20 protein-coding genes and 1 riboswitch are annotated in these 23959 nt (G+C 72.7%); of the genes, 10 read left to right on the plus strand and 10 right to left on the minus strand.

Going from position 1 to position 23959, the window contains the following annotated elements:
- Positions 1–90 precede the first annotated feature (90 nt).
- Positions 91–2295 carry an ATP-dependent DNA helicase gene (locus O7614_RS31155; protein ID WP_278141926.1) on the plus strand — a complete coding sequence of 735 codons (2205 nt, stop codon included), beginning with the start codon at positions 91–93 and terminating at the stop codon, positions 2293–2295.
- Between the two features lie 36 nt (positions 2296–2331).
- On the opposite strand, the gene O7614_RS31160 is transcribed toward O7614_RS31155, so the two are convergent.
- The gene (locus tag O7614_RS31160; protein WP_278141927.1) at positions 2332–3642 is read right to left on the minus strand and encodes an AI-2E family transporter; all 1311 of its coding nucleotides are present in this window, start codon (positions 3640–3642) and stop codon (positions 2332–2334) included.
- 150 nt (positions 3643–3792) lie between these two features.
- Between O7614_RS31160 and O7614_RS31165 the strand changes: the two genes are divergently transcribed.
- A complete protein-coding gene (locus O7614_RS31165) occupies positions 3793–4131 on the plus strand; it encodes a co-chaperone GroES (protein ID WP_145778711.1) in 339 nt (112 codons plus the stop codon).
- A gap of 81 nt (positions 4132–4212) precedes the next feature.
- On the plus strand, positions 4213–4380 hold the full coding sequence (locus tag O7614_RS31170) for a hypothetical protein (protein ID WP_278141928.1): 168 nt from the start codon (positions 4213–4215) through the stop codon (positions 4378–4380).
- Positions 4381–4405: 25 nt separating this feature from the next.
- On the opposite strand, the gene O7614_RS31175 is transcribed toward O7614_RS31170, so the two are convergent.
- Positions 4406–5884, minus strand: a complete 1479-nt coding sequence (locus O7614_RS31175) for a PrsW family intramembrane metalloprotease (protein WP_278141929.1) — start codon at positions 5882–5884, stop codon at positions 4406–4408.
- 23 nt (positions 5885–5907) lie between these two features.
- Positions 5908–6028, plus strand: a riboswitch (SAM riboswitch).
- 70 nt (positions 6029–6098) lie between these two features.
- Between O7614_RS31175 and O7614_RS31180 the strand changes: the two genes are divergently transcribed.
- On the plus strand, positions 6099–7349 hold the full coding sequence (locus tag O7614_RS31180; protein ID WP_278142441.1) for an aminotransferase class V-fold PLP-dependent enzyme: 1251 nt from the start codon (positions 6099–6101) through the stop codon (positions 7347–7349).
- An 83-nt stretch (positions 7350–7432) separates the two neighbouring features.
- Here O7614_RS31180 and O7614_RS31185 read toward each other — a convergent pair whose 3' ends face one another.
- A complete protein-coding gene (locus O7614_RS31185; RefSeq protein WP_278142442.1) occupies positions 7433–8635 on the minus strand; it encodes an FUSC family protein in 1203 nt (400 codons plus the stop codon).
- 139 nt (positions 8636–8774) lie between these two features.
- Between O7614_RS31185 and O7614_RS31190 the strand changes: the two genes are divergently transcribed.
- Positions 8775–9431, plus strand: coding sequence for a metal-dependent phosphohydrolase (locus O7614_RS31190; RefSeq protein ID WP_278141930.1), 657 nt, complete (start codon positions 8775–8777; stop codon positions 9429–9431).
- On the opposite strand, the gene O7614_RS31195 is transcribed toward O7614_RS31190, so the two are convergent.
- Positions 9403–9687, minus strand: a complete 285-nt coding sequence (locus O7614_RS31195; protein WP_278141931.1) for a DUF4031 domain-containing protein — start codon at positions 9685–9687, stop codon at positions 9403–9405. The genes O7614_RS31190 and O7614_RS31195 overlap by 29 nt on opposite strands.
- Positions 9688–9755: 68 nt before the next feature.
- On the opposite strand from O7614_RS31195, the gene O7614_RS31200 reads away from it, so the two are divergent.
- Positions 9756–11156, plus strand: a complete 1401-nt coding sequence (locus O7614_RS31200) for an FAD-linked oxidase C-terminal domain-containing protein (protein WP_278141932.1) — start codon at positions 9756–9758, stop codon at positions 11154–11156.
- A 40-nt stretch (positions 11157–11196) separates the two neighbouring features.
- Here O7614_RS31200 and O7614_RS31205 read toward each other — a convergent pair whose 3' ends face one another.
- Complete coding sequence (locus tag O7614_RS31205) at positions 11197–11733, minus strand: hypothetical protein (RefSeq protein ID WP_278141933.1); 537 nt, start codon at positions 11731–11733, stop codon at positions 11197–11199.
- 88 nt (positions 11734–11821) lie between these two features.
- Positions 11822–13690 (minus strand): glycerol-3-phosphate dehydrogenase/oxidase, encoded by a 1869-nt coding sequence (locus tag O7614_RS31210; protein ID WP_278141934.1) that lies wholly within the window; start codon positions 13688–13690, stop codon positions 11822–11824.
- 246 nt (positions 13691–13936) lie between these two features.
- Here O7614_RS31210 and O7614_RS31215 point away from each other — a divergent pair, with 246 nt between their 5' ends.
- The 3 genes from O7614_RS31215 to O7614_RS31225 all read left to right on the plus strand — a co-directional run bounded on the left by O7614_RS31215 (position 13937) and on the right by O7614_RS31225 (position 17841).
- Positions 13937–16564: a S8 family serine peptidase gene (locus O7614_RS31215; RefSeq protein ID WP_278141935.1), complete on the plus strand. Its 2628-nt coding sequence runs from the start codon at positions 13937–13939 to the stop codon at positions 16562–16564.
- Positions 16565–16580: 16 nt separating this feature from the next.
- Complete coding sequence (locus O7614_RS31220) at positions 16581–17513, plus strand: GNAT family N-acetyltransferase (protein ID WP_278141936.1); 933 nt, start codon at positions 16581–16583, stop codon at positions 17511–17513.
- A gap of 79 nt (positions 17514–17592) precedes the next feature.
- Positions 17593–17841 carry a hypothetical protein gene (locus O7614_RS31225; protein ID WP_278141937.1) on the plus strand — a complete coding sequence of 83 codons (249 nt, stop codon included), beginning with the start codon at positions 17593–17595 and terminating at the stop codon, positions 17839–17841.
- A 56-nt stretch (positions 17842–17897) separates the two neighbouring features.
- Here O7614_RS31225 and groL read toward each other — a convergent pair whose 3' ends face one another.
- The 3 genes from groL to O7614_RS31240 all read right to left on the minus strand — a co-directional run bounded on the left by groL (position 17898) and on the right by O7614_RS31240 (position 21237).
- Positions 17898–19520 (minus strand): chaperonin GroEL, encoded by a 1623-nt coding sequence (groL, locus tag O7614_RS31230; RefSeq protein WP_145778699.1) that lies wholly within the window; start codon positions 19518–19520, stop codon positions 17898–17900.
- A gap of 272 nt (positions 19521–19792) precedes the next feature.
- Positions 19793–20938, minus strand: coding sequence for a hypothetical protein (locus O7614_RS31235; protein ID WP_278141938.1), 1146 nt, complete (start codon positions 20936–20938; stop codon positions 19793–19795).
- Positions 20939–21033: 95 nt separating this feature from the next.
- Positions 21034–21237, minus strand: a complete 204-nt coding sequence (locus O7614_RS31240) for a cold-shock protein (RefSeq protein ID WP_278141939.1) — start codon at positions 21235–21237, stop codon at positions 21034–21036.
- A 310-nt stretch (positions 21238–21547) separates the two neighbouring features.
- Here O7614_RS31240 and O7614_RS31245 point away from each other — a divergent pair, with 310 nt between their 5' ends.
- On the plus strand, positions 21548–22081 hold the full coding sequence (locus tag O7614_RS31245; protein WP_278141940.1) for a GNAT family N-acetyltransferase: 534 nt from the start codon (positions 21548–21550) through the stop codon (positions 22079–22081).
- Positions 22082–22267: 186 nt separating this feature from the next.
- On the opposite strand, the gene paaN is transcribed toward O7614_RS31245, so the two are convergent.
- Positions 22268–23941 (minus strand): phenylacetic acid degradation protein PaaN, encoded by a 1674-nt coding sequence (paaN, locus tag O7614_RS31250; RefSeq protein WP_278141941.1) that lies wholly within the window; start codon positions 23939–23941, stop codon positions 22268–22270.
- Positions 23942–23959 lie beyond the last annotated feature (18 nt).

Consider the following 23959-nt stretch of genomic DNA (forward strand, 5'->3'; position numbering starts at 1 on the left):
AACCGATACTGCCCACGCGTCGTAGCACGGCGGTAACCGGACGGTGCGGACCCCCGTCGATCGCCCTGCCGGCATCGCGCCACGCGGCGGATGGGCGCGGCCGCTGTCGGCGGCGGCGGGTACCGTCGCACGGTGACTCCGCCCCGCACCGCCACCGGTTCCGCCACCCCGTCGGCCCGCGCCGGGAGCCGGCGGCGGGGTGCCCGCCCCAGCGGCACCGAGCTGCTGGCGGCGGCGGTCGGCGCGGTTCCCGGGGGCGCGGAACGTCCCGGTCAGCTGCAGATGACCACGGCGATCGAGGAGTGCGTGGCCGGCGGCGAGCATCTGCTCGTGCAGGCGGGCACCGGCACCGGCAAGTCGCTGGCCTACCTCGCGCCGGCGCTCACCGTGGACGGCCCGGTGGTGGTCTCGACGGCCACCCTGGCGTTGCAGTCCCAGCTGGTCGACCACGACCTGCCCCGGCTCGCCGACGCGGTCGAGCCGGTGCTCGGCCGCCGGCCCACCTTCGCCGTGCTCAAGGGCCGCCACCACTACCTCTGCCTCGCCCGACTGGACAACTCCACCGAGGAGGAGCCGGAGGACACCCTCTTCGACGCCCCCGCGGCTCGCCCCGGGGGCGGGACGAAGTGGCTCGGTGAGGCGGGCCGGCTGGGCAAGCAGATCGAACGGCTGCGCGACTGGGCTGAGAAGACCCACACCGGCGACCGCGACGAGCTGGACCCAGGCGTCGACGACCAGGCCTGGCGGCTGGTGTCGATGCCGGCCCGGGAGTGCGTCGGTGCGAGCCGCTGCCCGTTCGGGCAGGAGTGCTTCGCCGAGGCGTCCCGCGCCCGGGCCCGTGAGGCGGACATCGTGGTGACCAACCACAGCCTGCTCGCTGTCGACATGCTCGCCGACCGGCACATCGTCCCGCCGCACAAGCTGCTCATCGTCGACGAGGCGCACGAGCTGGCCGACCGGGTCTCCTCCGCGGCCCAGGCGGAGCTGGTGCCGGAGCTGATCGACCGGACCACCCGCCGGGCCCGCACGCTGCTGCGGCCGGAGACCGCCGAGGCGCTCACCGCCGCCGGTGACGCCCTGGCCGTGGGGCTGGCCGAGGCACCGGCCGGGCGCATCACCGCCGGGCTGCCGACGCCCCTGCGGGAGGCGTGCACGCTTCTCGACGCGGCCACCCGGTCCGCCCTGGACGCCATCGGCGACATCAAGTCCGACGACCCCGACCCGGTCCGCAAGCAGCAGGCCAAGGCTGCGCTGGACGAGCTCTCCACCACCGCCCAGCGGCTGCTGGAGGAGGCTGACCACGACGTGGCCTGGGTCGAGAAGAACGACAGTGGCAGCCGGCGCGCCCTCGTGGTCGCGCCGCTCTCGGTGGCCGGCACCCTCGCCACCCACCTGTACGACGAACGCACGGTCGTCGCCACCTCGGCGACCCTGGCGCTGGGCGGCCGGTTCGACACGGTGGCCCGCGCCCTCGGGCTGGACGCTCCCCCACCCGCACCGCCGTCCCCCGCGTCGGCCGCGCTGGCCGCCCGCACCGGCCCGGGTCGTCCGGCCGCCGAGACGCCGGGCCGTCGGCTGGCCGGGGACCCGACCCCCAGTGCCGTCGTGCCGGCGACCGAGGGCCCCGGGTGGCGGTCCCTCGACGTCGGCTCACCGTTCGACTACGCCCGGCAGGGCATCCTGTACGTCGCCGCGCACCTGCCCCGCCCCAGCGTCTCCGGGCTCCCCGAGGCCGCCGGAGAGGAGTTGCTCGGGCTGGTCGGAGCACTCGGTGGTCGTACTCTCGGGCTCTTCTCCTCCCGGCGGGCCGCGCAGCAGGCCGCGGAGCTGTTGCGCACGCGGACCGACCTGCCCGTGCTGCTGCAGGGCGAGGAGGCGCTGCCGCTGTTGGTTCGTCGGTTCCGCGAGGAGCGTGCCAGCTGCCTGTTCGGGGTGATGTCGCTGTGGCAGGGGGTGGACGTGCCGGGTGACGCGTGTCAGCTCGTCGTCATCGACCGGCTGCCCTTCCCGCGCCCGGACGAGCCGTTGGCGGCTGCCCGCGCCGCTGCCGTGGATGCCGGCGGCGGCTCCGGCTTCGCCGCGGTCAGCGTGCCGATCGCGGCGGTGCGGCTGGCTCAGGGTGTGGGCCGGCTGATCCGGGCGACCGGCGACAAGGGCGTGGTCGCGGTGCTCGACTCGCGGCTGGAGACGGCCCGTGGTTACGGGCCGTTCCTGCGCCGGTCGCTGCCCCCGTTCTGGTACACGACGCGTCCCGAGGTGGCTCGCGGTGCCCTGGAACGCCTCGCCAACTCCTGATCCCCGCCGGCACCGACTGGGCGGGGCGGGGCGGGTCTAGGGGGCCTGCGCGGCGACGACCACGGCGTCGGGTGGGGTGTCCGGGACCCGTCGGGCGGCGAGCCGACGGACCGCGGTGTTCAGCACCGCGATGAGCGGTACGGAGACCAGCGCGCCGGTGATGCCGGCGAGTACGACACCGGCGGCGATGCCGATGATCACCGCGAGCGGGTGGAGGGCGACCGCCCGGCCCATGATCAGCGGCTGGAGCACGTGCCCCTCGATCTGCTGCACGCCGATCACCGCGCCAAGGATGATCAACGCGGTGACCGGGCCGCTGTCGACCAGGGCCACCAGCACCGCCACGCCGCCGGAGAGCGCCGCACCGACGATCGGGATGAACGCGCCGAGGAAGACCAGCGCGGCCAGCGGGAAGGCGAACGGGATGTCGAAGGCGACCAGGAAGATGCCGATGCCGACGGCGTCGATGAAGGCGACCAGCACTGTCGCGCGGACGTAGGCGCCGAGCGTGTGCCAGGACGCGCGGCCCGCGTCGTCGACCTTCCACCGGGCGGCCACCGGCAGCAGCCGCACCAGGAAGCGCCAGATCCGGTTGCCGTCGCGCAGGAAGAAGAACGTCGCGAACAGGACCAGCAGCGTGCCGGTCAGCACCTCGGCCAACGTCGCGGCGGTGCTCAACGCGCCGCTGGTGAGATCGCGCGTGTTGCCGTTGATCCAGACCTGCGCCTCGTCGATGTAGCGGTCGAGCTGGGTGTCGGAGAGGTGCAGCGGGCCCGTCTTCAGCCAGTCCTGGATCTGCCGGACACCCTGCGACGACTTCTCGCTCAACTCCGGCACACCGCGAATGAACTCGTTGACCACCAGCGTCAGCGTGCCGATCACCGCGACCAGGCCGCCTACCAGCACCACCGCCGTTGCCAGCGACCGGGGGAACCGGGCCCGCAGCAGCCAGCCCACCGCCGGCGCGAGCAGCGCGGAGAGCAGCAGCGCGATGGCCAACGGGATGATCACGATCTTGATCGTGCCGACGATCCGGAGCAGGGCCCAGGCCACCACACCGATCACGATCAGCCGCCAGCACCACGCGGCGGCGATCCGCAGCCCGTGCGGAACGTCGGCGTCGTCCCGGCTGGAGGTCGAACTGTGCAGATCCACCGGAGGCTCAGCTCCGTAGACCGAGGCACTCGGCGGCGCGGTCGGCCCCGGTACGGCCGGGGACGCCACCCGGGCGCCCGCCGACACGTCGCTCAACTCGTCGCTCGACGTGCCCTCGTCGGCCCGGGCCGACTCCTGTCGCGACTGGTAGGCGCGGCGAAGCCGCCCGCGTACCCGCTCGAAGCGGCTCAAGCGCACCTCCTGGCAGAGAAACCCGGCCCGCCCACGGCGACAGGTCGGACAGCATACGTCCGTTGCCGACACCGTAGGGCAGTTCCGCCACACAATGCCCCCGCCACCACCGGCGTAACCACCGCCCGGCCACACGGTAGCGTCTGCGGCGTGACCGCCGACAACGATCTCGACGCCGGCCTGCCGATCCGCCTGCTGCACGACCGAGTGCTGGTGCGGATGGAGGGCAGCGAGGGCGAACGCCGCTCCACCGCCGGCATCGTCATTCCGGCGACCGCCGCGGTCGGCAAGCGCCTCGCCTGGGCCACCGCCGTCGGGGTGGGCCCGAACGTCCGCGCCATCGTCTCCGGCGACCGGGTGCTCTTCGACCCGGACGACCGTTCCGAGGTCGAGCTGCACGGCCGCGGGTACGTGCTGCTCCGCGAACGCGACGTGCACGCCGTGGCCGCCGAGCGGATCGAGAACGACCCGACCGGCCTCTACCTCTGACGCACCCTCCCCCTGCCGCGCACCGTTTGCCCGGCCGCACGACGGGAAGCCATCCGGCGACCGTGGCCCTGGGGAGGGACGATGCCGGTATTCGTGAAGAAGCTGTTGACCTGGGGCTTCGTCGCGTTCCTGATCTACTTCATCGCCTTCCGGCCGGACGGTGCCGCACAGATGTTCCGAGCCATCGGGGCCGCGTTGATCGCGATGTTCCAGGGCTTCGGTGACTTCCTCACGTCGCTGATGACCTGAGCCGCCAGCCGGCGGCCACCAGCCGTCAGGGGTGACCCGGGGGCCAGGGCGCGGGCGGTCGCAGGCCGGGCCAGCCGGGCGGGGGGTACCCCACCGGCGGCGGGGCAGGAGCCAGCACCACCGGGATCGGCACCACCGGCTCGTCCGGCGCGTCCACCGGACGCTGGGCGCCGTCCGGGAAGCGCAGGTGGTAACGGCTGCCGTCCCAGATCCCGGCCGGAGCCTGCGGATCCCGGCCGACGAAGACCGACCGGTACGCGCTGATCGCGTCCAGCAACTCCCGCTCCTCCCGGGCGGTCCGTTCCTGGTCGGCGGCCTTCCGGTCCAGGCCGCGCAGAGTGCCATCGCGAAGCAGCGCCAACCGGGTGGCGGCGGCCTGGTAACCGCGCATCGCCCGCACCCCGGCGTCACCGGCCACTCGGCGGGCCCAACTGCGGGCCGCGTGCCGGCGGCCGAGGCTGCTCAGCGCGGCCACCTCGGGCGGGCTCAGCCATCCGGCGCGTACGTAGTCCGGCAGGACCCGCTCGGTGAGCCGACCCTCCCAGGCGCGCAGCCACACCGCCAGCCCCACCGTGCCGAAGAAGACCGGCACCATCAGGCCCAGGAAGCCGTACAGCATGATCACCACCTCGCCGGTGGCCTGGGTCAGCGTGGGGAGCAGGTTCCACGTGCCGTGCAACATCATCGCCAGCAGCAGACCGGCGAGCGGGGCGAGCACCCGCACCCGCCGGTCGGCCGTCCGCGCCGCGATGCCCAACCCCACACCGGTCATCGAGGTGAAGAGCGGATGGGCGAACCCGAACAGCAGGATCCGCAGGATGAAGATCGCAATGACCTGCTGGATGCCGGTCGCCGGGCCGTACCGGTCGACTCCGGACGCGTAGCCCAACCCGCCCAGGTACAGGATGTTCTCCACCATGGCGAAGCCGACCGCGGACAGCCCGCAGTAGACCAGGCCGTCGGTGATCCCGGACCACTCGCGACGGCGGAACACCAGCAGCAGGATCGGGCCGAGCGCCTTGGTCGACTCCTCGATGAACGGCGCCACCAGCACTCCGGTCAGCGCGGACGGCAGACCCCAGTCGGCGAAGCGGCCGGCGGCGAAGTCGTTCACGGTGAGCGAGGCGGCGGTGGAGACGAACGCGCCCCAGGCGAAGCAGAAGATCAGGTATTTCAACGGCTCGGGTTCGTACCGGTCCAGCCAGAGGAAGCAGGCGACCAGCACCGGCACCGGCAGGATGGCGGCGGCCACCCCGATCAGCAGGGCCTGCAGGCCGAGCGACTGGCCGAGCGTGAAGACCATGAACACCGCGCAGGCGGCGATGAGCAGCACCACCCCGGCCAGCGCCAGGAACCGCCGCCAGCCCAGCCGGCGCCCTGGCATCCGGGGCGCCTCGCCGACGGACGGGGCTGAGGGTGCGGGCGGCGACGGCAGGGGTGAACCGGGCGGGGTGTCGGCCATGCGGTCAGCGTAGCCATCCGCCGCCGGCTGGTCCGGTCCCATCGGTAGCAGTTATGCTGCCGGCAGGTCACGAGTGCCAGCGCGAAGCCCCGGCTTGCTGGCCGGCAACCCTCGTCGAGTTCGCGGTGGGGTGCCCCGGGTGATGACCGGGCCCAGCCCGATCGGTGTGCTGGGCAAGCGCGGACCCCGTCCCGACAGTGCACCCGGGGTCCCTGACCCCGGAGGTTCCGGCGTGTCCGTCACCCTGCTCCCCTCGCTGCCCACCCGCGTCGACGCCGCGCCCGAACCGGCCTCGTCGGGGCCGCTCGACGTCCTCGGCGTACCCGGCGAGATCAACCTGGACTACGCGGCCAGCGCGCCGTGCGCGCGGGCCGCCGCCGACGCGGTGGCCGCGCTGCTGCCCTGGTACGCGAGCGTGCACCGTGGGGCAGGAGCCCTGTCCCGACGCTGCACCCTGGCCTACGAACGGGCCCGACAGACGGTCGGTGACTTCTTCGGTGCCCGCACCGACGATCACGTGATTTTCACCCGCAACACGACCGACGCGCTCAACCTGCTGGCCCGGGCCCTGCCCGCCGGCACGACGGTGGTCACCTTCGCCGGTGAGCACCACGCCAACCTGCTGCCCTGGCCGCGTGGCTCGGTACGGCTGCCGGTGCCCACCGACCCGGACGCGGCGGTACGCGACCTCGCCGCCGCCCTCACCGAACTGCGCCGGGGCAGCAACCCGGCACTGCCGGTGCTGGTCGCGGTGACCGGTGCCAGCAACGTGACCGGGGAGCGGTGGCCGGTCACCGAGCTGGCCCGGGTGGCGCACCGGCACGGCGCCCGGATCGTGCTGGACGCCGCGCAACTCGCCCCGCACGCCCCGGTCGATCTGCGCACGCTCGACGTCGACTACCTGGCCGTATCCGGCCACAAGCTCTACGCGCCGTTCGGTGCGGGTGTGCTGGTCGGCAGGGCGGACTGGCTGGACGCCGCGCCGCCGTACCTGGCCGGTGGCGGCGCCACCAGCCACGTCGGACCGGCGACCCACGACGTCAACTGGGCGACCGGGCCGGCCCGGCACGAGGGCGGCACCCCCAACCTGCTCGGCGCGGTGGCGCTGGCGGCCGTGTGCGCGGCGCTCGACGACGCCGACCGGGCCGCGCTGGCCGCCCACGAGCAGGCGCTGCTGACCCGACTGCGGACCGGCCTCGCCGCTCTGCCGCACGTCGTGGAGCTGCGGACCTTCGGCCCGGACGCGCCGCGCGTCGGGATCGTCTCGTTCGTGGTCGCCGGATGGGATTCCGGCGACGTGGCCGCCCGGCTGGCCGCTGAGCACCACATCGGCGTACGCGACGGGTTGTTCTGCGCCCACCCGCTGGCGCGACGTCTGCTCAGCGAGGCGGCGGGGCGCACCGGTCGGCGGGACCTGCCGCCCACCGCACTGCGCGCCAGCATCGGCCTGGGCAGCACGCAAGCGCAGGTAGACCGGCTGCTCGCCGCGCTCGCCAACCTGAGCTGAGGGCTCGCGCGGCCCGACGCGTCGCGAATGTTAGGAAGGGCCCCCTCCTATACATAAAGCGTTAAGGAAGGGCCCTTCCTTGCTCAGCCGACGGGTGGGGCGGTGGGTGGCTTCGGCGTCTCGTCGGGTTTGGCCGGCTCGCCGACCGGCCGCTCCTGCTCCCCGAAGGCGTTGCGGATCCACCGGTTCGCCTCCTCCTGCTCGATCCCGGAGGCCACCAGCAGGTCGCTCGCCGTGGTCCGGATCTGGGCGACCACCACGCTGCCGGAGAAGCCGACGCCGGCCCCGTACGCCCGGCTGGCTTCGCTGACCGCACGCAGGGACCGCTCCCGGGCCTTCTCCGGCTCCTCCCCGGCGGCGAACTCGTGCTTGAGCAGCCGGACCGACTCGGCGAGGTGGCCGACCGCGTCCGGCATCGGATCGGGCACCGGTTCCTCGTCCTCGATGAGGGTCACCGACCGGCGGATCAGCGTGCCGCTGTTGCGCATCGCCCGGTCGATCGGGTCGGCCGCCTCCGCGTAGTGGGTCAGTTCGTCGCGGCGGTGCCAGCGGGCCGGGGAGAGGATTGCGGTCTCCTTCGCGCCCTCGATCGCCTCGCCCAACGTGGCCAGCTCCTCCTTGTTGTTGCGCAGCCTCTCCAGTGCGCCCTGGATGGTGGCCCGATCCCGGCTGCGTAACCCGTCGGCGGTGACGTCGAGCTGGGTGGCGAGCAGGTCCAGCGCCGGCCGGGCGGCCCGGTTGATCACCCGCAGCGGGTTCAGCGGCAGCAGCACCGCCGTGACCAGCAGGGCGACTCCGCCGCCGAGGAACGCGTCCACGAAGCGGGGGATCTCCAGGTCCTGGGTGGAAGGGCTCAGCGTCACGATCAGCACCGCCGTGGCCGCCGCCTGGATCACGATGGCGACGCTCGCCCCGGCGAAGATGGTGAGCAGGATCGCCACGGTGACCACCAGGCCGAGCTGCCACGCCCCGGTGCCCAGCAGGTAGATCAGGAGGTCGCCGACGGCCACCCCGACCCCCACCCCGACGATCAACTCCATGGTCCGGCGGAACCGCTGGCCGACAGACGCGGCCAGGGTGCCGACCGCGGAGATCGGCGCGAAGACCGGCTGCGGGTTTCCGAGCACCTTGTGCGAGATCAGGTACGCGATTCCGGCGGCCAACCCGGCCTGCAGGGCAAGCCCGCCGGCCATCCGTACCCGGTGCAGACGGTCGTGCAGGGTGGCCCGGCTCCGATGGCGCAGTTGCTCGGTCGCCTCGGCGATCCGGGCGCCGTCGATGTCCACCAGTCCATCGCGCAGCGCGGTACGTCGTACCACCGGAGGTCGCTTGTCCCGGGCCACGGCCATGGGCGCGACTACCCGTGGTGGGCGCGCTGAATCCTCCCTTCACACGCGTCACGGGCGGATGCGGCAGACTCGGGCGGTGGTTGATCTGCTGCATCGGTGGCGAATCGCGGTCCGGGGCGCCGGTGCGAGCCCGGACGCGACGTCGGCCAGAGCTGGGGAGCGGTTGCTCGACCGGTGGCGGGAGCCGCACCGGCACTATCACTCGGTGTCCCATCTGACGGCGGTGCTCGACGTGGTGGACGAGTACGCCGACCTCGCCGACCGGGTCGACCTGGTCCGGCTGGCGGCCTGGTTCCACGACGCCGTCTACGACCCGCGAGCCGCCGGTCACGCCAACGAACGCGACAGCGCCGCGCTGGCCGACCAGGTGCTCACCGGGCTCGGGGTGCCGGCGTCCGCAGTGTCCGAGGTGCGCCGCCTGGTGCTGCTCACCGCCGGACACACCGTGGCACCCGACGACCGGGACGGTGCCCTGCTGTGCGACGCGGACCTCGCCGTGCTGGCCGGGCCGCCGGCCAACTACGAGCGGTATGCCACGGCGATCCGGCGGGAGTACTCGCACGTGCCGGAGCCGGCCTTCCGGACCGGGCGGGCGGCCGTGTTGACCGGCCTGCTGGCGCTGCCCGCGCTGTTCCGGCTGCCGCCGTTGGCGAGCCGGTGGGAGGAACCAGCCCGGGACAACGTGCGCCGCGAGCTGGCCGCGCTCAGCGGGGAGTCGGAGGGCGCGGGTTGACCAGGTGCTTCGGACGACGCAGCCCGGCCGTGCGGAGCAACCGGACCAGTTCCCGGCTCGGCACCACCTGGGCACCGAGCCATACCGCCGCCGCGAACCGGTCGGCCGGGATGTCGTAGTGGTCCCGGTCGAAGCCGCGTCGGGGTGCGCCGAGCGTCTCGGCGAAGGCGTGCAACTCGGCGTACGAGACGTCGCTGATCAGGTGCGACCAGAGCCGACCGCGCCACGGCCAGGCAGGCCGGTCCAGGTAGAGCATGGTGCCCAAGCTATCCCCCGCAGTCGATCATGTTGATGATCGCCGGCCGGCGACCTAGCCTCGGCTGCATGGCCCCCACCGATCTCCTCGACGACCTGCGCGACGCGCTCGGCGACGACGCCGTGCTCACCGACCCGGACCTGCTGCGGATGCACCAGCGGGACGAGGCCGACCTGTGCGCCGCCGGCACCCCGCTCGTGGTGACCCGCCCGCGCAGCACCGAACAGGTGGTCGCCGTGGTTCGGGCGGCGGCGCGCCACGGCGTACCGGTGGTGCCGCAGGGCGCTCGGACCGGGCTGGCCGGCGCGGCGAACGCGGTGGACGGCGCGGTGGTGATCAGCACCGTCGCGATGGACGAGATCCGGGAGATCGACCCGGTGAGCCGGATCGCGGTGGTCCAACCCGGGGTGGTCAACGCTGCGCTGGCCGGGGCGGTGGCCAAGCAAGGGCTCTGGTACCCGCCGGACCCCGGTTCCTGGGAGTCGTCGACGATCGGCGGCAACGTGGCCACCAACGCCGGCGGCATGTGCTGCGTGAAGTACGGCGTGACCACCGAGTACGTCCTCGGCCTGGAGGTGGTGCTCGCCTCCGGTGAGGTGCTGCGCACCGGCCGACGAACGGCCAAGGGGGTGGCCGGTTACGACCTGACCCGGCTCTTCGTCGGCTCGGAGGGCACCCTCGGCGTGATCACCGAAGTGACGGTGGCGCTGCGGCCCGCGCCGGCCGACTCGCTGACCCTGGTGGCGGTCTTCCCGTCCACCGCCGCGGCCGGTGCCGCGGTGGCCGAGATCGCGGCTCGTGGGCTCACCCCCAGCCTGTTGGAGCTGCTCGACCAGACCCACCTGCGGGCGATCGAGGCGTACCAGTCGATGGGGCTGCGCACCGACGCGCAGGCGCTGCTGCTGGCCGCGGCGGACACCGGCCCCCGGGCCGCCGAGGATCTGGCCGGCCTGGCCGGGGTGTGCGAGGCGGCCGGCGCCGACGAGGTGTACGCGGCCACCGACGCGGTGGAGGCGGCGGCGCTGCTCCAGGCCCGCCGGCTGGCGCACCCGGCGATGGAGAAGTTCGCCGCCGACGCCTACCCGGGTGGCAACGGCGGTCTGGTGATCGACGACGTGGCGGTGCCGCGTGGTTCGCTCGCGGCGCTGCTGGACGGGGTGGCCCGGATCGCGGCGGAGTGCGAGGTGCCGATCGGTGTGGTGGGGCACGCTGGCGACGGCAACATGCACCCGAACATCGTGGTCGACCGGGCCGACCCGGCGAGCGTGGAGCGGGGCCGGCGCGCGTTCGACGAGATCATGCGCCTCGGCCTCGACCTGGGTGGCACGTGCACCGGCGAGCACGGGGTGGGGCTGCTCAAGCGGGACTGGCTGGCCCGGGAGATCGGGCCGGTCGGCGTCCGGGTGCACCAGGCGATCAAGTCGGCGCTCGACCCGGCGGGTCTGCTCAACCCGGGCAAGGTGCTCTGACCTGCCGCGATCAGCGCACCGCGACTTCGGCCGGCCGAGGTCAGCCCTTGACCTCGGCCGGGGTCGCCTGGGTGAGCAGCAGCAGGATTTCGCCGGCGACCGGTGTGCGCTCCTCACCCGGGCAGTCCTGTGAGGTGACCAGCCCGGTCGAGGTGATGAGGCTGGACGTCAGCGCGTCGATGCAGGTGGTCCGGTAGCGCCGGGCCTGGTCGGTCTCGTCGGCGAGAGCCGGGTTGGCGAGCAGCACCTGGAGCCGTTCGGTCAACTCCGGGGCGAGGGTGCCCCGGGAGGTCACGCCGTCGCCGGCGCAGTCGAGGCACTGCCATGCGCCGTCCCGCTCCACGCTGAGGGTGCGCAGTGGGCCGTCCTCGCCAAGCCGTTGGATCAGGCTGACCTGACCTGCGGCAACGGTGGTGGGGATCTCCAGTTGCGACCCACCTCCCGCCACGGCTGCGGTCGGTTGCGCAACGGTTTTACCCGGCTCGTCACCGTCGAACAGCGAGCACCCGGTCAGGGCACCGGCGAGCGCGACGGCGAGGAGGGGTGGGAGCAGACGGGGGTGCGCGCGGATTAGCACGCGCGGAAACCTACCCCACCGTAGGTAGCGTTCGAAACCACCATCCGGGTCGGTATCGATGGTTACCCATTGGTAACGTCGCAATTCGTCATCGAGCGGACGATCGCAGCTCCGCCTGGTCGTCCTCGCCACCCCGGTCGGCCGCGTAACCCCGGACGTCCGGCGCACCGAGCCGGGCCGCGTCCGCCGCCGCGTCGTCCGGCATCAACTGGGACTGCCGCTCCGCCTCCACCCGGGCGCGGTAGTGCTCCACCTCGCGGGCCCGGGTGGCCGCGTCCCAACCGAGCACCGCGCCCATCAGCTCGGCGGCGTGCTCCGCCGACTCCAGCCCTCGATGGCTGGTCTCGAACGAGATCCGCGTCCGTCGGGTCAGCACGTCCTCCAGGTGCAGCGCACCCTCGGCCCGTGCCGCGTACGCGACCTCGGCCGCCAGATACTCCGGGGCACCCGCCAGCGGAGACGCGAGCAGCGGATCGGCGTCGACCAGCGCCAACAGGTCGAGGGTGAGGCTGCCGTACCGCTCCAGCAGGTGCTCCACCACGCCCACCGGCACGCCGTGCCGGCGAGCCAGGTCGGCCCGGTCCCGCCACATCGCCGGGTAACCGTCGGCACCCAGCAGCGGCAGGTCGGCGGTACGCGACGGACGCGTGCCGCCGAGCCGGCGGGCCGCACGATCGACCACGTCGGAGGCCATCACCCGGTACGTCGTGTACTTGCCGCCGGCCACCAACAGCAACCCGAGCATGGGCTCGAAGACCGCGTGCTCGCGGGAGAGCTTCGAGGTCGAGTCGGCCTCGCCGGCCAGCAGCGGCCGCAGCCCCGCGTAGACGCCCTCGATGTCGGCGGTGGTCAACGGCCGGTCCAGCACGGTGTTGACCTGTTCGAGGAGGTAGTCGATGTCACTCGCGGAGGCGGCCGGGTGGGACCGGTCCAGCCGCCAGTCGGTGTCGGTGGTGCCGATGATCCAGTGCCCGCCCCACGGGATGACGAAGAGCACCGACTTCGCCGTACGCAGGATGAGCCCCGTCTCACCGGTGATCGCCGAGCGGGGCACCACCAGGTGCACCCCCTTGGAGGCGCGCACCCGGATGCCGGGCCGCAGGCCCACGTCGTTGAGCATCCGGGACATGTCGTCGCTCCACACACCCGTGGCGGCGATGACGGTGCGGGCGTGCACCTCGAACTCCGCGTCCGGTGAGCCCGCCGGCGCCTCCAGGTCGCGTACCCGCACGCCGGTCACCTCACGCGCCTGCCGGATCAGCCCGACGGCACGGGCACTGCTCACCACTGTTGCGCCGAGGCTGGCGGCGGTGCGGGCCAGGGTGACCACCAGGCGTGCGTCGTCGACCTGCCCGTCGTAGTAGCGGATCGCCCCGGCCAGCGCGTCTGCTCGCAGACTCGGGAAGATCCGCCGGGCGCCCTCCCGGGTCAGGTGCCGGTGCAGTGGCATCCCCCGGCCGCCGCCGAAGAGCCCGGCGAAGGCGTCGTAGGTGGCCACGCCGGCGCCGTAGTACGAGCGGCGGAAGATCCGGGCCGGCAGGTCGCGCAGGCCCCGCCCGGCCGGCAGCGGCACCAGGAACGGCACCGGACGTACCAGGTGCGGCGCGAGCCGGGTGGCGAGCAGCCCGCGCTCGGTGAGCGCCTCGTGCACCAGGTTGAACTCCAACTGCTCCAGGTAGCGCAGGCCACCGTGGATGAGTTTGCTGGACCGGCTGGAGGTGCCGGCGGCGAGGTCACGCGCCTCGACGAGGGCCACCTTGAGGCCCCGGGACGCCGCGTCCAGGGCCGCACCGGCACCGGTCACCCCGCCCCCGATGACCAGCACGTCGAAGCGCTCGGCGCGCAGTCGACGCAGGTCGGACGCACGGCGGACCGGCGACAGTTGGCCGGCGGCGGATCGGGAGACATTGGGGTCACGCACCCGTCCACGGTAACCGCCGGGCCGCCGAGTCGACATTCGCCGCCCCTGCCTTCGCCGTCCCGAGGCGCACGACGGGCGGCGGCGGCCAGCGACCGGTTCGTCACCGTCCGGCCCCGGCTGCGGGCCTGTTCGATGGTCGATCGCAGCCGCCGCTTCCGCTCCTCGATCAAGTGATGAAGAGTAGGTGCCAACGGCGCTTCTGACCTACTTTTCATCACTTGATCACCGCACGTCACGTCGACGCCGGGCTGGAACTGTTCATCATGGTCGTAAGGTTCTCGGATGCACGGTGAGCCTGGGTACCCCGGAGTCAGCGACCGCAGTTCCCCATGGCCGGTGGTCGCGGCCGTTGTCGTCGGCTGTTGGACGGTTGCGGTCACCGTGGCCACCCAGACCGGTGGTTGGCTCACCGATCAGGTGCTGCTGGGCTTCGGCCGGGACCGGCTCGGCTGGCTCTGGCCGGTGCTCGGTCTGGCGACCGTCGTGCTGGTGGGCACACCCGCCCTGCTGCTGTCCGTGCTGCCCCGGTCGGCAGCGATCCGGGCCACCGGGCGGGCCTGGCTGCTCGGGGCACTGGCCCTGGGGCTGCTCACACTGCTGCGGGTCGTGCCGCTGGTGCACCACGAGGCGTACCTCGCCGCGCTGGCCGGCACGGCGCTGCTCGGCGCGTTCGCCATGCGCTGGGCGGCACGCCGGTGGGCGTACCCCGGGCTGGTCGGCTTGGTCCACGGCCCGGCACCCACCGGAGGCGGCGACGCCACGCTGCCCGAGGCCACCGGCAGCGGCGACGCCACGCGGCCCGAGGCCACCGGCAGCGGCGACGCCACGCGGCCCGAGGCCACCGCGAACGGCGACGCCACGCGGCTTGAGGCTGTCGGGAGCCCGACGCCGGTCGAATCTCGGCGACGCCCGCGTGGACTCGGCGCGGTGCCACTGCTCGCGATCGCCGCCGGGTTGGCGACGCTGCTGCCGTGGGCCTGGTTGGGCGCGCTCGGCGGGCTCCTGGAGACCGTGCTCGCGCTGCTGGCGTCCGCCGCGCTCGGAGTGCTGGCCGCGACCCTGTTGGACGGCACGTTCTGGTCCCGGTTCGCGGTCGGCCGGCCACCCCGGCCGGCTCGGCTGGTGCTGGTCGGGGGCCTGGTCGCCGGGGTGGCGCTACTGCTGCTCGCGGCCGGCACCGGCCAGTCCGGTGCGCAGCTGCCCGCGCTGTGGACCCTGCCGCCGCTGGGTTTCGCACTGGCCGCGCTGTGGGCCGCTGCCTGGCGGCCCACAGTCGACCCGGCCGACGCCGCGCGCGCCGGCCGGACGGCGACCGGTTGGCTCGTCGGCCTGGCCGCGCTCGGCCCGCTCGCCTTCACCGACCCGGAAGAGATCAGCCTGCTGCTGATCGGCACCCGGGACGTTCCGTTCTGGGTGGCGGCCGCCACCGGCACCGGGCTCGCCGTCGCCGTCCTGGTCGCCATCGGGTACGCGGTGCTGCTCGCCCGGCCGTCGGCACGTACCCCGAACCGTCGGGTCGCCGCGGTGACCGCCGTGGTGCTGGTGGTGGCGTTCGGCGTGGTCGACCTCGGCCCCGGCCAACCCGGCCTCTACGGCGAGCGGCTGCTGGTGGTCCTGCGCGCGCAGGCGGACCTGACCGGTCTGCCGACCGGCGCGGCGGGTCGGGCCGGGCGGGACGCCCGGGCGACGGAGGTCTACCGGCGGCTGGTGGCGACCGCCGAGCAGAGCCAGGCCGACCTGGTCCGAGAGCTGAACCGACTCCGACTCGACCCGGTGTCGTACTACCTCGTGAACGCCGTCGAGGTGGACGGCGGCCCGGCGGTGCGCGCGTGGCTCGCCCGTCGGCCGGAGGTGGACCGGGTGCTGATCAGCCAACGCCTCCGCCCACTACCGGCCCCGGCCGGGCAGAGCCGGGGTACCGCGCCCAAGCCCACCGGTCCGGAGTGGAACATCAGCCAGATCGGTGCCGACAAGGTCTGGTCCCAGCTCGGGGTGACCGGATCGGGCATCGTGGTCGGCAGCTCGGACTCAGGGGTGGACGGAAACCATCCGGCGCTGCGAGCGCAGTTCCGCGGCGGCGACGACTCCTGGTACGACCCGTGGGACGGCACCCGCAACCCCACCGACCAGGGCGGGCACGGCACCCACACGGTCGGCAGCGCGGTCGGGCGGGACGGCATCGGGGTGGCCCCGGACGCGCAGTGGGTGGGCTGCGTCAACCTGGACCGCAACCTCGGCAGCCCCGGGCACTACCTGGACTGTCTCCAGTTCATGCTGGCGCCCTTCCCGACCGGCGGCGACCCGTTCACCGACGGCCGCCCGGAGCGCGCGCCGCAGGTGTTGACCAACTCGTGGGGCTGCCCGGCCATCGAGGGTTGCGACCGGGGCGTGCTGCGGCCGGCCACCGCGGCGCTGGACGCCGCCGGGATCTTCGTGGTCGTGGCGGCCGGCAACACCGGCCCGTGGTGCGCGTCGATCGACGACCCACCAGCCCCGTTCCCGGACGTGTTGACCGTGGGGGCGGTGGACTCGCACCGACGGGTGGCCGAGTTCTCCTCGCGCGGGCCGGTTGCGGGCAGCCCGGGTAAGCCGGACGTGCTCGCACCGGGTGTGGGTGTGGTGTCCGCCATGCCGGGTGGCACGTACGCCGCATTGGACGGCACCTCGATGGCGACCCCGCAGGTGGCGGGGGTGGTCGCACTGATGTGGTCGGCGAACCCGGCGCTGGTCGGCGACGTGGCCCGGACCCGGCAGATCCTGCGGGACACCGCCACGGCGGCCACGCCGACCTACCGCTCCAGCGACCCGTCCGACGCCTGCGGTGCTCCGTCGAACATCACCGGCGCTGGTCAGGTCGACGCCTACGCCGCCGTTCGCGCAGCCGCGGGGGTGCGACCCGGTACCCGGTGATCTAGGGTCGGCGACCATGGACGCCGAGATCACCGTCACCGAGCTGAGCGCCGACCTGGTCCCCGCCGTGGTGCGGCTCTGCGAGCAGGCTCTCGACCTGCCCGAGGACGCCGCCGAGGCGGCCCCCATCGTGGACGTGCTCTGGCCCCGGGCCACCGCCGACCGCCAGGTGGTCGGCCTGGGCGCGTACCGGGGAGCGGACCTGGTCGGGGTGCTGCTCTGCTCCGTGTCGTCGGCCGACCCGGGCATCGGGCACGTGGACCTGGTCGCGGTCCTCCCGGATCAGCGCCGCCGAGGCGTCGGCCGTTCGCTGCTGCGACGGGCCGAGCGGGTGCTCGCCGAGCGCGGCGCGACCGAAGTGCTGCTGGCCGGGAACCCGCCGTACTACGCCTGGCCGGGCATCGACGTCCGCTACACCCCAGCGGTGTGTGCCGCTCTCGCGCTCGGCTACCAGCAGGACCGGACCGCCTGGAACATGACCGCCGACCTGTCGTACGACGGGTCGCCGGCACTGCGGTCCACGGAGGCGGCAGAGCGTCGGCTGACCGACCAGGGTGTGACCGTACGCCGGGCGGAGCCGAGGGACCTGCCGGCGCTCACCGCCTTCGCCCGGTCCACCTTCGGTGGCACGTGGGACGGCGAGCTGGCCGGGTCGGTGGGTCGCGACGGGGCGGGCTGCCACCTGGCGGAGCGCGGCGGCGAGGTGCTGGGCTTCGCCGCGTACGGGTCGTCCCGGCCGAGCTGGTTCGGGCCGATGGGCACCGCGCCGGCAGCCGAGGGGTCGGGCATCGGTGGGGTGCTGCTGCGGCGCTGCCTTCGGGATCAGCGGGCGGCGGGCCTGGATCGGGCGCAGATCGGCTGGGTGGGGCCGGTGCCGTTCTACTCGGGCAGCGCGGGCGCCTCGATCGAGCGGGTCTTCTTCCTGTACCGACGGACGTTGGTGGAATAAACCCGCCAAAACGGGATATAGGTTCATTCGCCCGCACTGGCCATCGACGCCCTTTACCGTTTCGGTAGAGGAGGCAGCCATGACCACGGATGACGACCAGACCGAGGACGGCCCGCCGATCACCTGGAAACCGGTCGGCGAACTCCCCGGCCAACTGCCGTTCGACCGGCTCGACTACGGCGACGCCGAGCAGCTCGCCGAGATGACCACCGACGGGGAGCCATCGGCGGTCGAGGAGCCATGCGAGATGGTGGACGCCCCGATCCAACTGCTTCCGCCGTACGACCGGGCGCAGAAGCGGCGCAACCAGCGCCCACTACCGACCTGACGACGAACGGGGCGGACCGCGTCAGCGGCCCACCCCGTTCGGTGTCGGAACTGGACTCAGAAGTCCATGTCCCCGCCACCCGGGCCAGCCGGGGCAGCCGGGGTCTTCTCCGGCTTGTCCGCGACAACGGCCTCGGTGGTGAGGAACAGCGCCGCGATGGAAGCGGCGTTCTGCAGCGCGGAGCGCGTCACCTTGGCCGGGTCGATGATGCCCGCGGCCAGCAGGTCGACGTACTCACCGTTGGCGGCGTTGAGGCCGTGACCCGACTCGAGGTTACGGACCTTCTCCACCACGACGCCGCCCTCGAGGCCGGCGTTGACGGCGATCTGCCGCAGCGGGGCGTCCAGCGCGACCTTGACGATGTTCGCACCGGTCGCCTCGTCGCCGACCAGGTCGAGCTTGTCGAAGGCGGTCTTGCCGGCCTGGACCAGCGCGACGCCACCACCCGGGACGATGCCCTCCTCGACGGCCGCCTTCGCGTTGCGAACGGCGTCCTCGATGCGGTGCTTGCGCTCCTTGAGCTCGACCTCGGTGGCCGCGCCGACCTTGATGACCGCAACGCCGCCGGCCAGCTTGGCCAGCCGCTCCTGCAGCTTCTCCCGGTCGTAGTCGGAGTCGCTCTTGTCGATCTCGGCCCGGATCTGGTTGACCCGGCCCTGGATCTGCTCGGCGTCACCGGCACCGTCGACGATGGTGGTCTCGTCCTTGGTCACCACGACCTTGCGGGCGCGACCCAGCATGTCGAGGCTGGCGGCGTCGAGCTTGAGGCCGACCTCCTCGCTGATGACCTGACCACCGGCGAGGATGGCGATGTCGGTCAGCATGGCCTTGCGGCGGTCACCGAAGCCCGGCGCCTTGACGGCGACCGACTTGAAGGTGCCACGGACCTTGTTGACCACCAGGGTGGCGAGAGCCTCGCCCTCCAGGTCCTCGGCGATGATCAGCAGCGGCTTGCCCGACTGCATGACCTTCTCCAGGATCGGGAGCAGGTCCTTCACCGACGAGATCTTGCTGTTGGCGATCAGGATGTACGGGTCGTCGAAGACGGCCTCCATACGCTCCGGGTCGGTCATGAAGTAGGCCGAGATGTAGCCCTTGTCGAAGCGCATACCCTCGGTGAGCTCCAGCTCCAGCCCGAAGGTGTTGCTCTCCTCGACGGTGATGACGCCTTCCTTGCCGACCTTGTCCATCGCCTCGGCGATGATCTCGCCGACGGTGCTGTCGCCAGCGGAGATGGAGGCGGTGGAGGCGATCTGCTCCTTGGTCTCGACGTCCTTGGCGAGCTTGGACAGCTCCTCCGAGACGCTCGCGACCGCAGCCTCGATGCCCCGCTTCAGGGCCATCGGGTTGGCGCCGGCGGCCACGTTGCGCAGGCCCTCGCGAACCAGGGCCTGGGCCAGGACGGTCGCCGTCGTCGTGCCGTCACCGGCAACGTCGTCGGTCTTCTTGGCGACCTCCTTGACCAGCTCAGCGCCGATCTTCTCGTACGGGTCCTCGAGCTCGATCTCCTTGGCGATGCTCACACCATCGTTGGTGATGGTGGGGGCACCCCACTTCTTCTCGAGCACGACGTTGCGGCCCTTGGGGCCGAGGGTCACCTTTACGGCGTCGGCGAGCTGGTTCATGCCCCGCTCGAGGCCGCGGCGCGCCTCTTCGTCGAACGCGATCATCTTGGCCATACGGCGTTGTCCTCCTGGACACTCACGGGCCACCCGAGATGTGTGCCTCGGATGGGCCGCCTGGTGTACGCACCTTGGGACGTCGCCACCTGGCGACGACGACGTCCTTCGGCCGGGCCGGATAGCCCGCGACGACCGGCCATGTGCCGCCCCGGCGTCTCCACGCCGGCGCAACCTGGCCCCACCGTCCCGACCATTGGCACTCACGGTATGCGAGTGCCAATGACTTGTTTAGCACTCTCCCCTGCCGAGTGCAAGCACGATGTGGCCGCTCAGCCGAGTTCCGCGGCCAGTCCGGCAGCGTTCACCGGCGCCTCGTGGGCGCGCTGCTCGGTGTACGTCAGCAGCAGACCGATCATCTGGGCGAGGTGGGCCGGCAGGGCCAGCACCGCGGTGACTCCGATCACCACCACCGCGCCGACCGCGGTGCCCGCCGAGGCGAAGGGATCCGTGCCGAACGCGGCGGTGCCGAACCCTTCGATGGCGCTGGCGACGAAACTGACGACGATCACCGCGAGGGCCACCAGCGCCACCCGACCGAGCAGCAGGCCGAGCCGGTCGTGGAACATCCGGAACGATCGGCCGATCGGGTTGTGGCGCTCGAAGAGGTAGACCGGGCCGGCCATGCTCAGCGCGAACGCCAGGTAGATGCCCGGTAGTACGCAGAAGCAGACTCCGATGCCGATGAGCAGACTGACCAGCAGGGTCCAGCCCCACAGCCCGAGCGCCCGACGGAGGCCGTAGCGGAGCGCGGAGTCGAGGCCGGCCGGCTGACCGACGGCCTGCCGGGTGATCACCCAGCTGCCGGCGGCCCACCCGACGGCCTGCACCAGGCCGATCACCAGGCTCCCGCCGACCAGCACGGCCAGGAGACCCGCCAGCTCCGCGACGAAGTTGTCCGGCAGCGCGGCTGTCGAACTCGCCTCGACCTCGACAGCCCAACTGGCCGACGGGTCCAACCCGAGAGAGATCACCGACAGCACCGCCGCGGGCAACACCTGGGTGAGCAGCATGATGGGCACCAACTGCCGCCAGCCCCGGCGCAGCGCTTCCCCGCACCTGTTGAACCAGCCGCCGATGCCGGCACCGGGCGGGTTGACCAGGGGGTCGTTCGGGTCGAAGCCGTAACCGGGCGGGTACCACCCGGCCGGCGGCCCCGGATGCCACTGTTGCCCGCCGTAGGGACCCGCCCCGGGCGGGTAGCCCCCGGTGGGCGGAAACACCCAGCCCTGCGGCGGACCGCCCGCACCCCAGGCGCCCTGCGCGGGGTCCCACCCCGACGGCGGACCGCCCGGCGGCACGCCTGGCTCCGCACCCGGCGGCGGACCGGCGGGGCCGGGTTGGCTCCGGGTCGGGTCGGACGGGCCCGGCTCACCCGGCCCGGAGGGTGGGGTGGACGAGGGTGGCTGGTCGGTCATGAACGCTCCTCAGCATTGGCTGGAACGGTTCACGATCTTCCCGGTTGCACGCCCGCGCCGCAGCCCCGACGCGCGGGCCGTTCGGTGCGGGAGATTCAGCCGATGACGCGTACGCGTTCCGCCTGCGGACCCTTCTGGCCCTGGGCGATCTCGAACTCCACCCGCTGGCCGTCCTCCAACGCCTTGTAGCCGTCCATCTCGATCGCGGAGAAGTGGACGAACACGTCCTGACCGCCGTCGACGGCGATGAAGCCGTAGCCCTTTTCGGCGTTGAACCACTTCACGGAACCCTGTGCCACGGTGCCACTTCCCTCACTGTGCGCGGCGTTGCCTGCCCGGCGAACGGCACAGCCGAACGCCATCGGAGCACCGCCTCAGCAATCGATGACGGCCATTGAAGCGGTGACCGAAATCGCACGCTACACGAGGAGTGACAGCCGTGCACGACCACAAATCGGGCATATTCCAGCGCGGCCTGATCACCTCGGTGGACCCGTTTTCCGATCCATCGGATCCGCGGTGGTGAATCGCGGTGCGGACACCAGGGCTACCGGCGGCAGGAGAGGCGCGGCCAGAAACCACGTCCGCCGCTGTGGTAGGCATGCGGACATGACCACCGACACGGGCTCGCCGGGCCTGCGGCAGGCGGAGATCCGCCGAGTCAGGCCGATGGACGCCGCCCGGATGCGGGCGCTGCGTCTGGAGATGCTCGCCGACGCGCCGCTGGCCTTCCTGGAGACGATCGCGGACGCGGCAGCCCGCCCGCACAACGAGTACGCCGCGCGGATCGCCTACACCTCCGCCGGCCCGAACAACGCGCAGTTCGTCGCGGACCCGGGCGGCGGCCGGCTGGTCGGACACGCCGGCGGCACCGCCACTCCGGACGAGGCAGGGCTGACCGTGATCTACGCCGTGTACGTCACGCCGACCTGGCGGGGCAGCGGCCTGCTCGCTGAATTGGTCGACGGCGTGGCCGCCTGGTCGCGGGCCTGCGGCCGGCCCGAGTTGCTGCTGGAGGTCGTGGTGGGCAACGACCGCGCCTACCGCGCCTACCGACGGCTCGGGTTCGAGGACACCGGTGTACGGGTTCCCCACCCGACCATCCCCGCCCTCACCGAGCTACAGATGCGCCGGCCAGCCTGATCCACAACCCAACCCAACGACCACCCGCCGCCGGTCGTGATGGGTGGAGCAGGATTCGGGATCAGACACGCCGACGACCACCGCGCCCACAGCGGGTTTCCGGGGCAGCCCGACCCGCGTATGGATCAAGCCTGACCGCCCGGAGCGGGACGGGCTGCCCCGGAAACCCCCAACCGCAACCGAAGGTCAGGCCGGACGTCGGGACTGGACGATCCGGAAGCGGTTGGCCACGTACGCACCGTCGGTCAGCGCCGAGTTGGCCGCCGCGTTGGCGCCACTGCCGTGAAAGTCGGAGAACGCGGCCGACTGGTTCACGAAGACCCCGCCGGTGAGGTTGCAGGACAGGTGCACGCCGACCTCGACCGCGACCGCCTCGGTGGCGTCCAGCACCGACTCGTCGGTGGAGTAGACCCCCGCGGTGAGCGCGCCCTTCTCGCCGACCGTCCGACGCAGCAGTTCCAGGCTGTGCGCGGTGGAGTCGGTGGCGATGGCGAACGAGATCGGACCGAACCACTCCCGGCCGTACGTCTCCGCGTCGTCCGCGGTCAGCTTCACGATCGTCGGGGTACGCACCACCGCGTCGGCGTACGCCGGGTGGTCCACGGCGCGCGACTCCAGCACCGGCTCGCCGACCTTGGTGACCTCGGCCAGCCGCTCCAGCACCCCGTCGTTGACGATGGCGCCGGTGAGTTCGACACCCCGGGCCGGGTCCGCGGTGAGCTTCCCGACGGCGGCGGCGATCCCGCCGGCCACCTCGTCGAAGCTCTTGTGCCCCTGGTCGGTCTCGATGCCTCCGGCCGGGATGAGGATGTTCTGCGAGGTGGTGCACATCTGACCGCTGTAGAGGGTCAGCGTGAAGCCGAGGTTGCGGCACATGCCGGCGAAGTCGTCGGTGGAGTCGATGACGACGGTGTTCAGACCGGCCTTCTCCGTGTAGACCGACGCCTGCCGGGCGTGCGTCTCCAGCCAGTCGCCGTACTCGGTGGAGCCGGTGAAGTCGACGATCTTGACGGCCTGGTGCAGGGCCAGGTCGCTGGCGAGCTTCTCGCCGGGGGCTTCGGCCGCCAGCATGATCAGGTTTGGGTCGAAGCCGGCCTCGGCGAGCACCTCCCGGGCGTACTTCACGGTGATGGCCAGTGGCAGCACCGCGCGCGGGTGCGGCTTGACGATCACCGGGTTGCCGGTGACCAGCGAGGCGAACAGCCCGGGGTACGAGTTCCAGGTCGGGAAGGTGTTGCAGCCGATCACCAGCGCCACCCCACGCGGCACCACGTGGAACGTCTTGGTCATCCGCAGCGGGTCACCCTTGCCGGCGGCCTTCTCCCAGCCGGCGGTGCCCGGGTGCCGGGTCATCTCGGCGTACGCGTACGCCAGCGCCTCCAGCGCCCGGTCCAGCGCGTGCGCGCCACCGGCCTGGAAGGCCATCACGAACGCCTGCCCGCTGGTGAACTGCACCGCGTTCGCCAGCTCGAAGATGTGCTTGTGCAGCCGGTCGAGGATCTCCAGGCAGACGCCCACCCGGGCCTGCGGGCCGGCGTCGCGCCACGCAGGCAGCGCGGCGGAGGCGGCGCTCACCAGCTCGCCGGGGCGGGCGTGCGGGTACCGCACCGCCAGCTCCACACCGAACGGGCTCGCCTCGGTGGCGACCCGAACGCCAGCGCCCGGCTGGTCGAGCGGGAAGTCACCACCGAGGTACGCCTCGAAGGCGGCCTTACCGTCGGCGGCGGCGGTCTCGCCGTACACCCGGGGGCTGGGGGATTCGGGGTAGGCGGACCAGTAGCCCCGCTCCGTGATCGCGGTCAGCGCACGGGTGAGGGTTTCGGCGTGCCTGTCGTACAGGGGATGCGGGGTCTCCGTCATGCCAGCCATCATGCCCGA

Source organism: Micromonospora sp. WMMD961, assembly GCF_029626145.1.
Lineage (GTDB): Bacteria > Actinomycetota > Actinomycetes > Mycobacteriales > Micromonosporaceae > Micromonospora.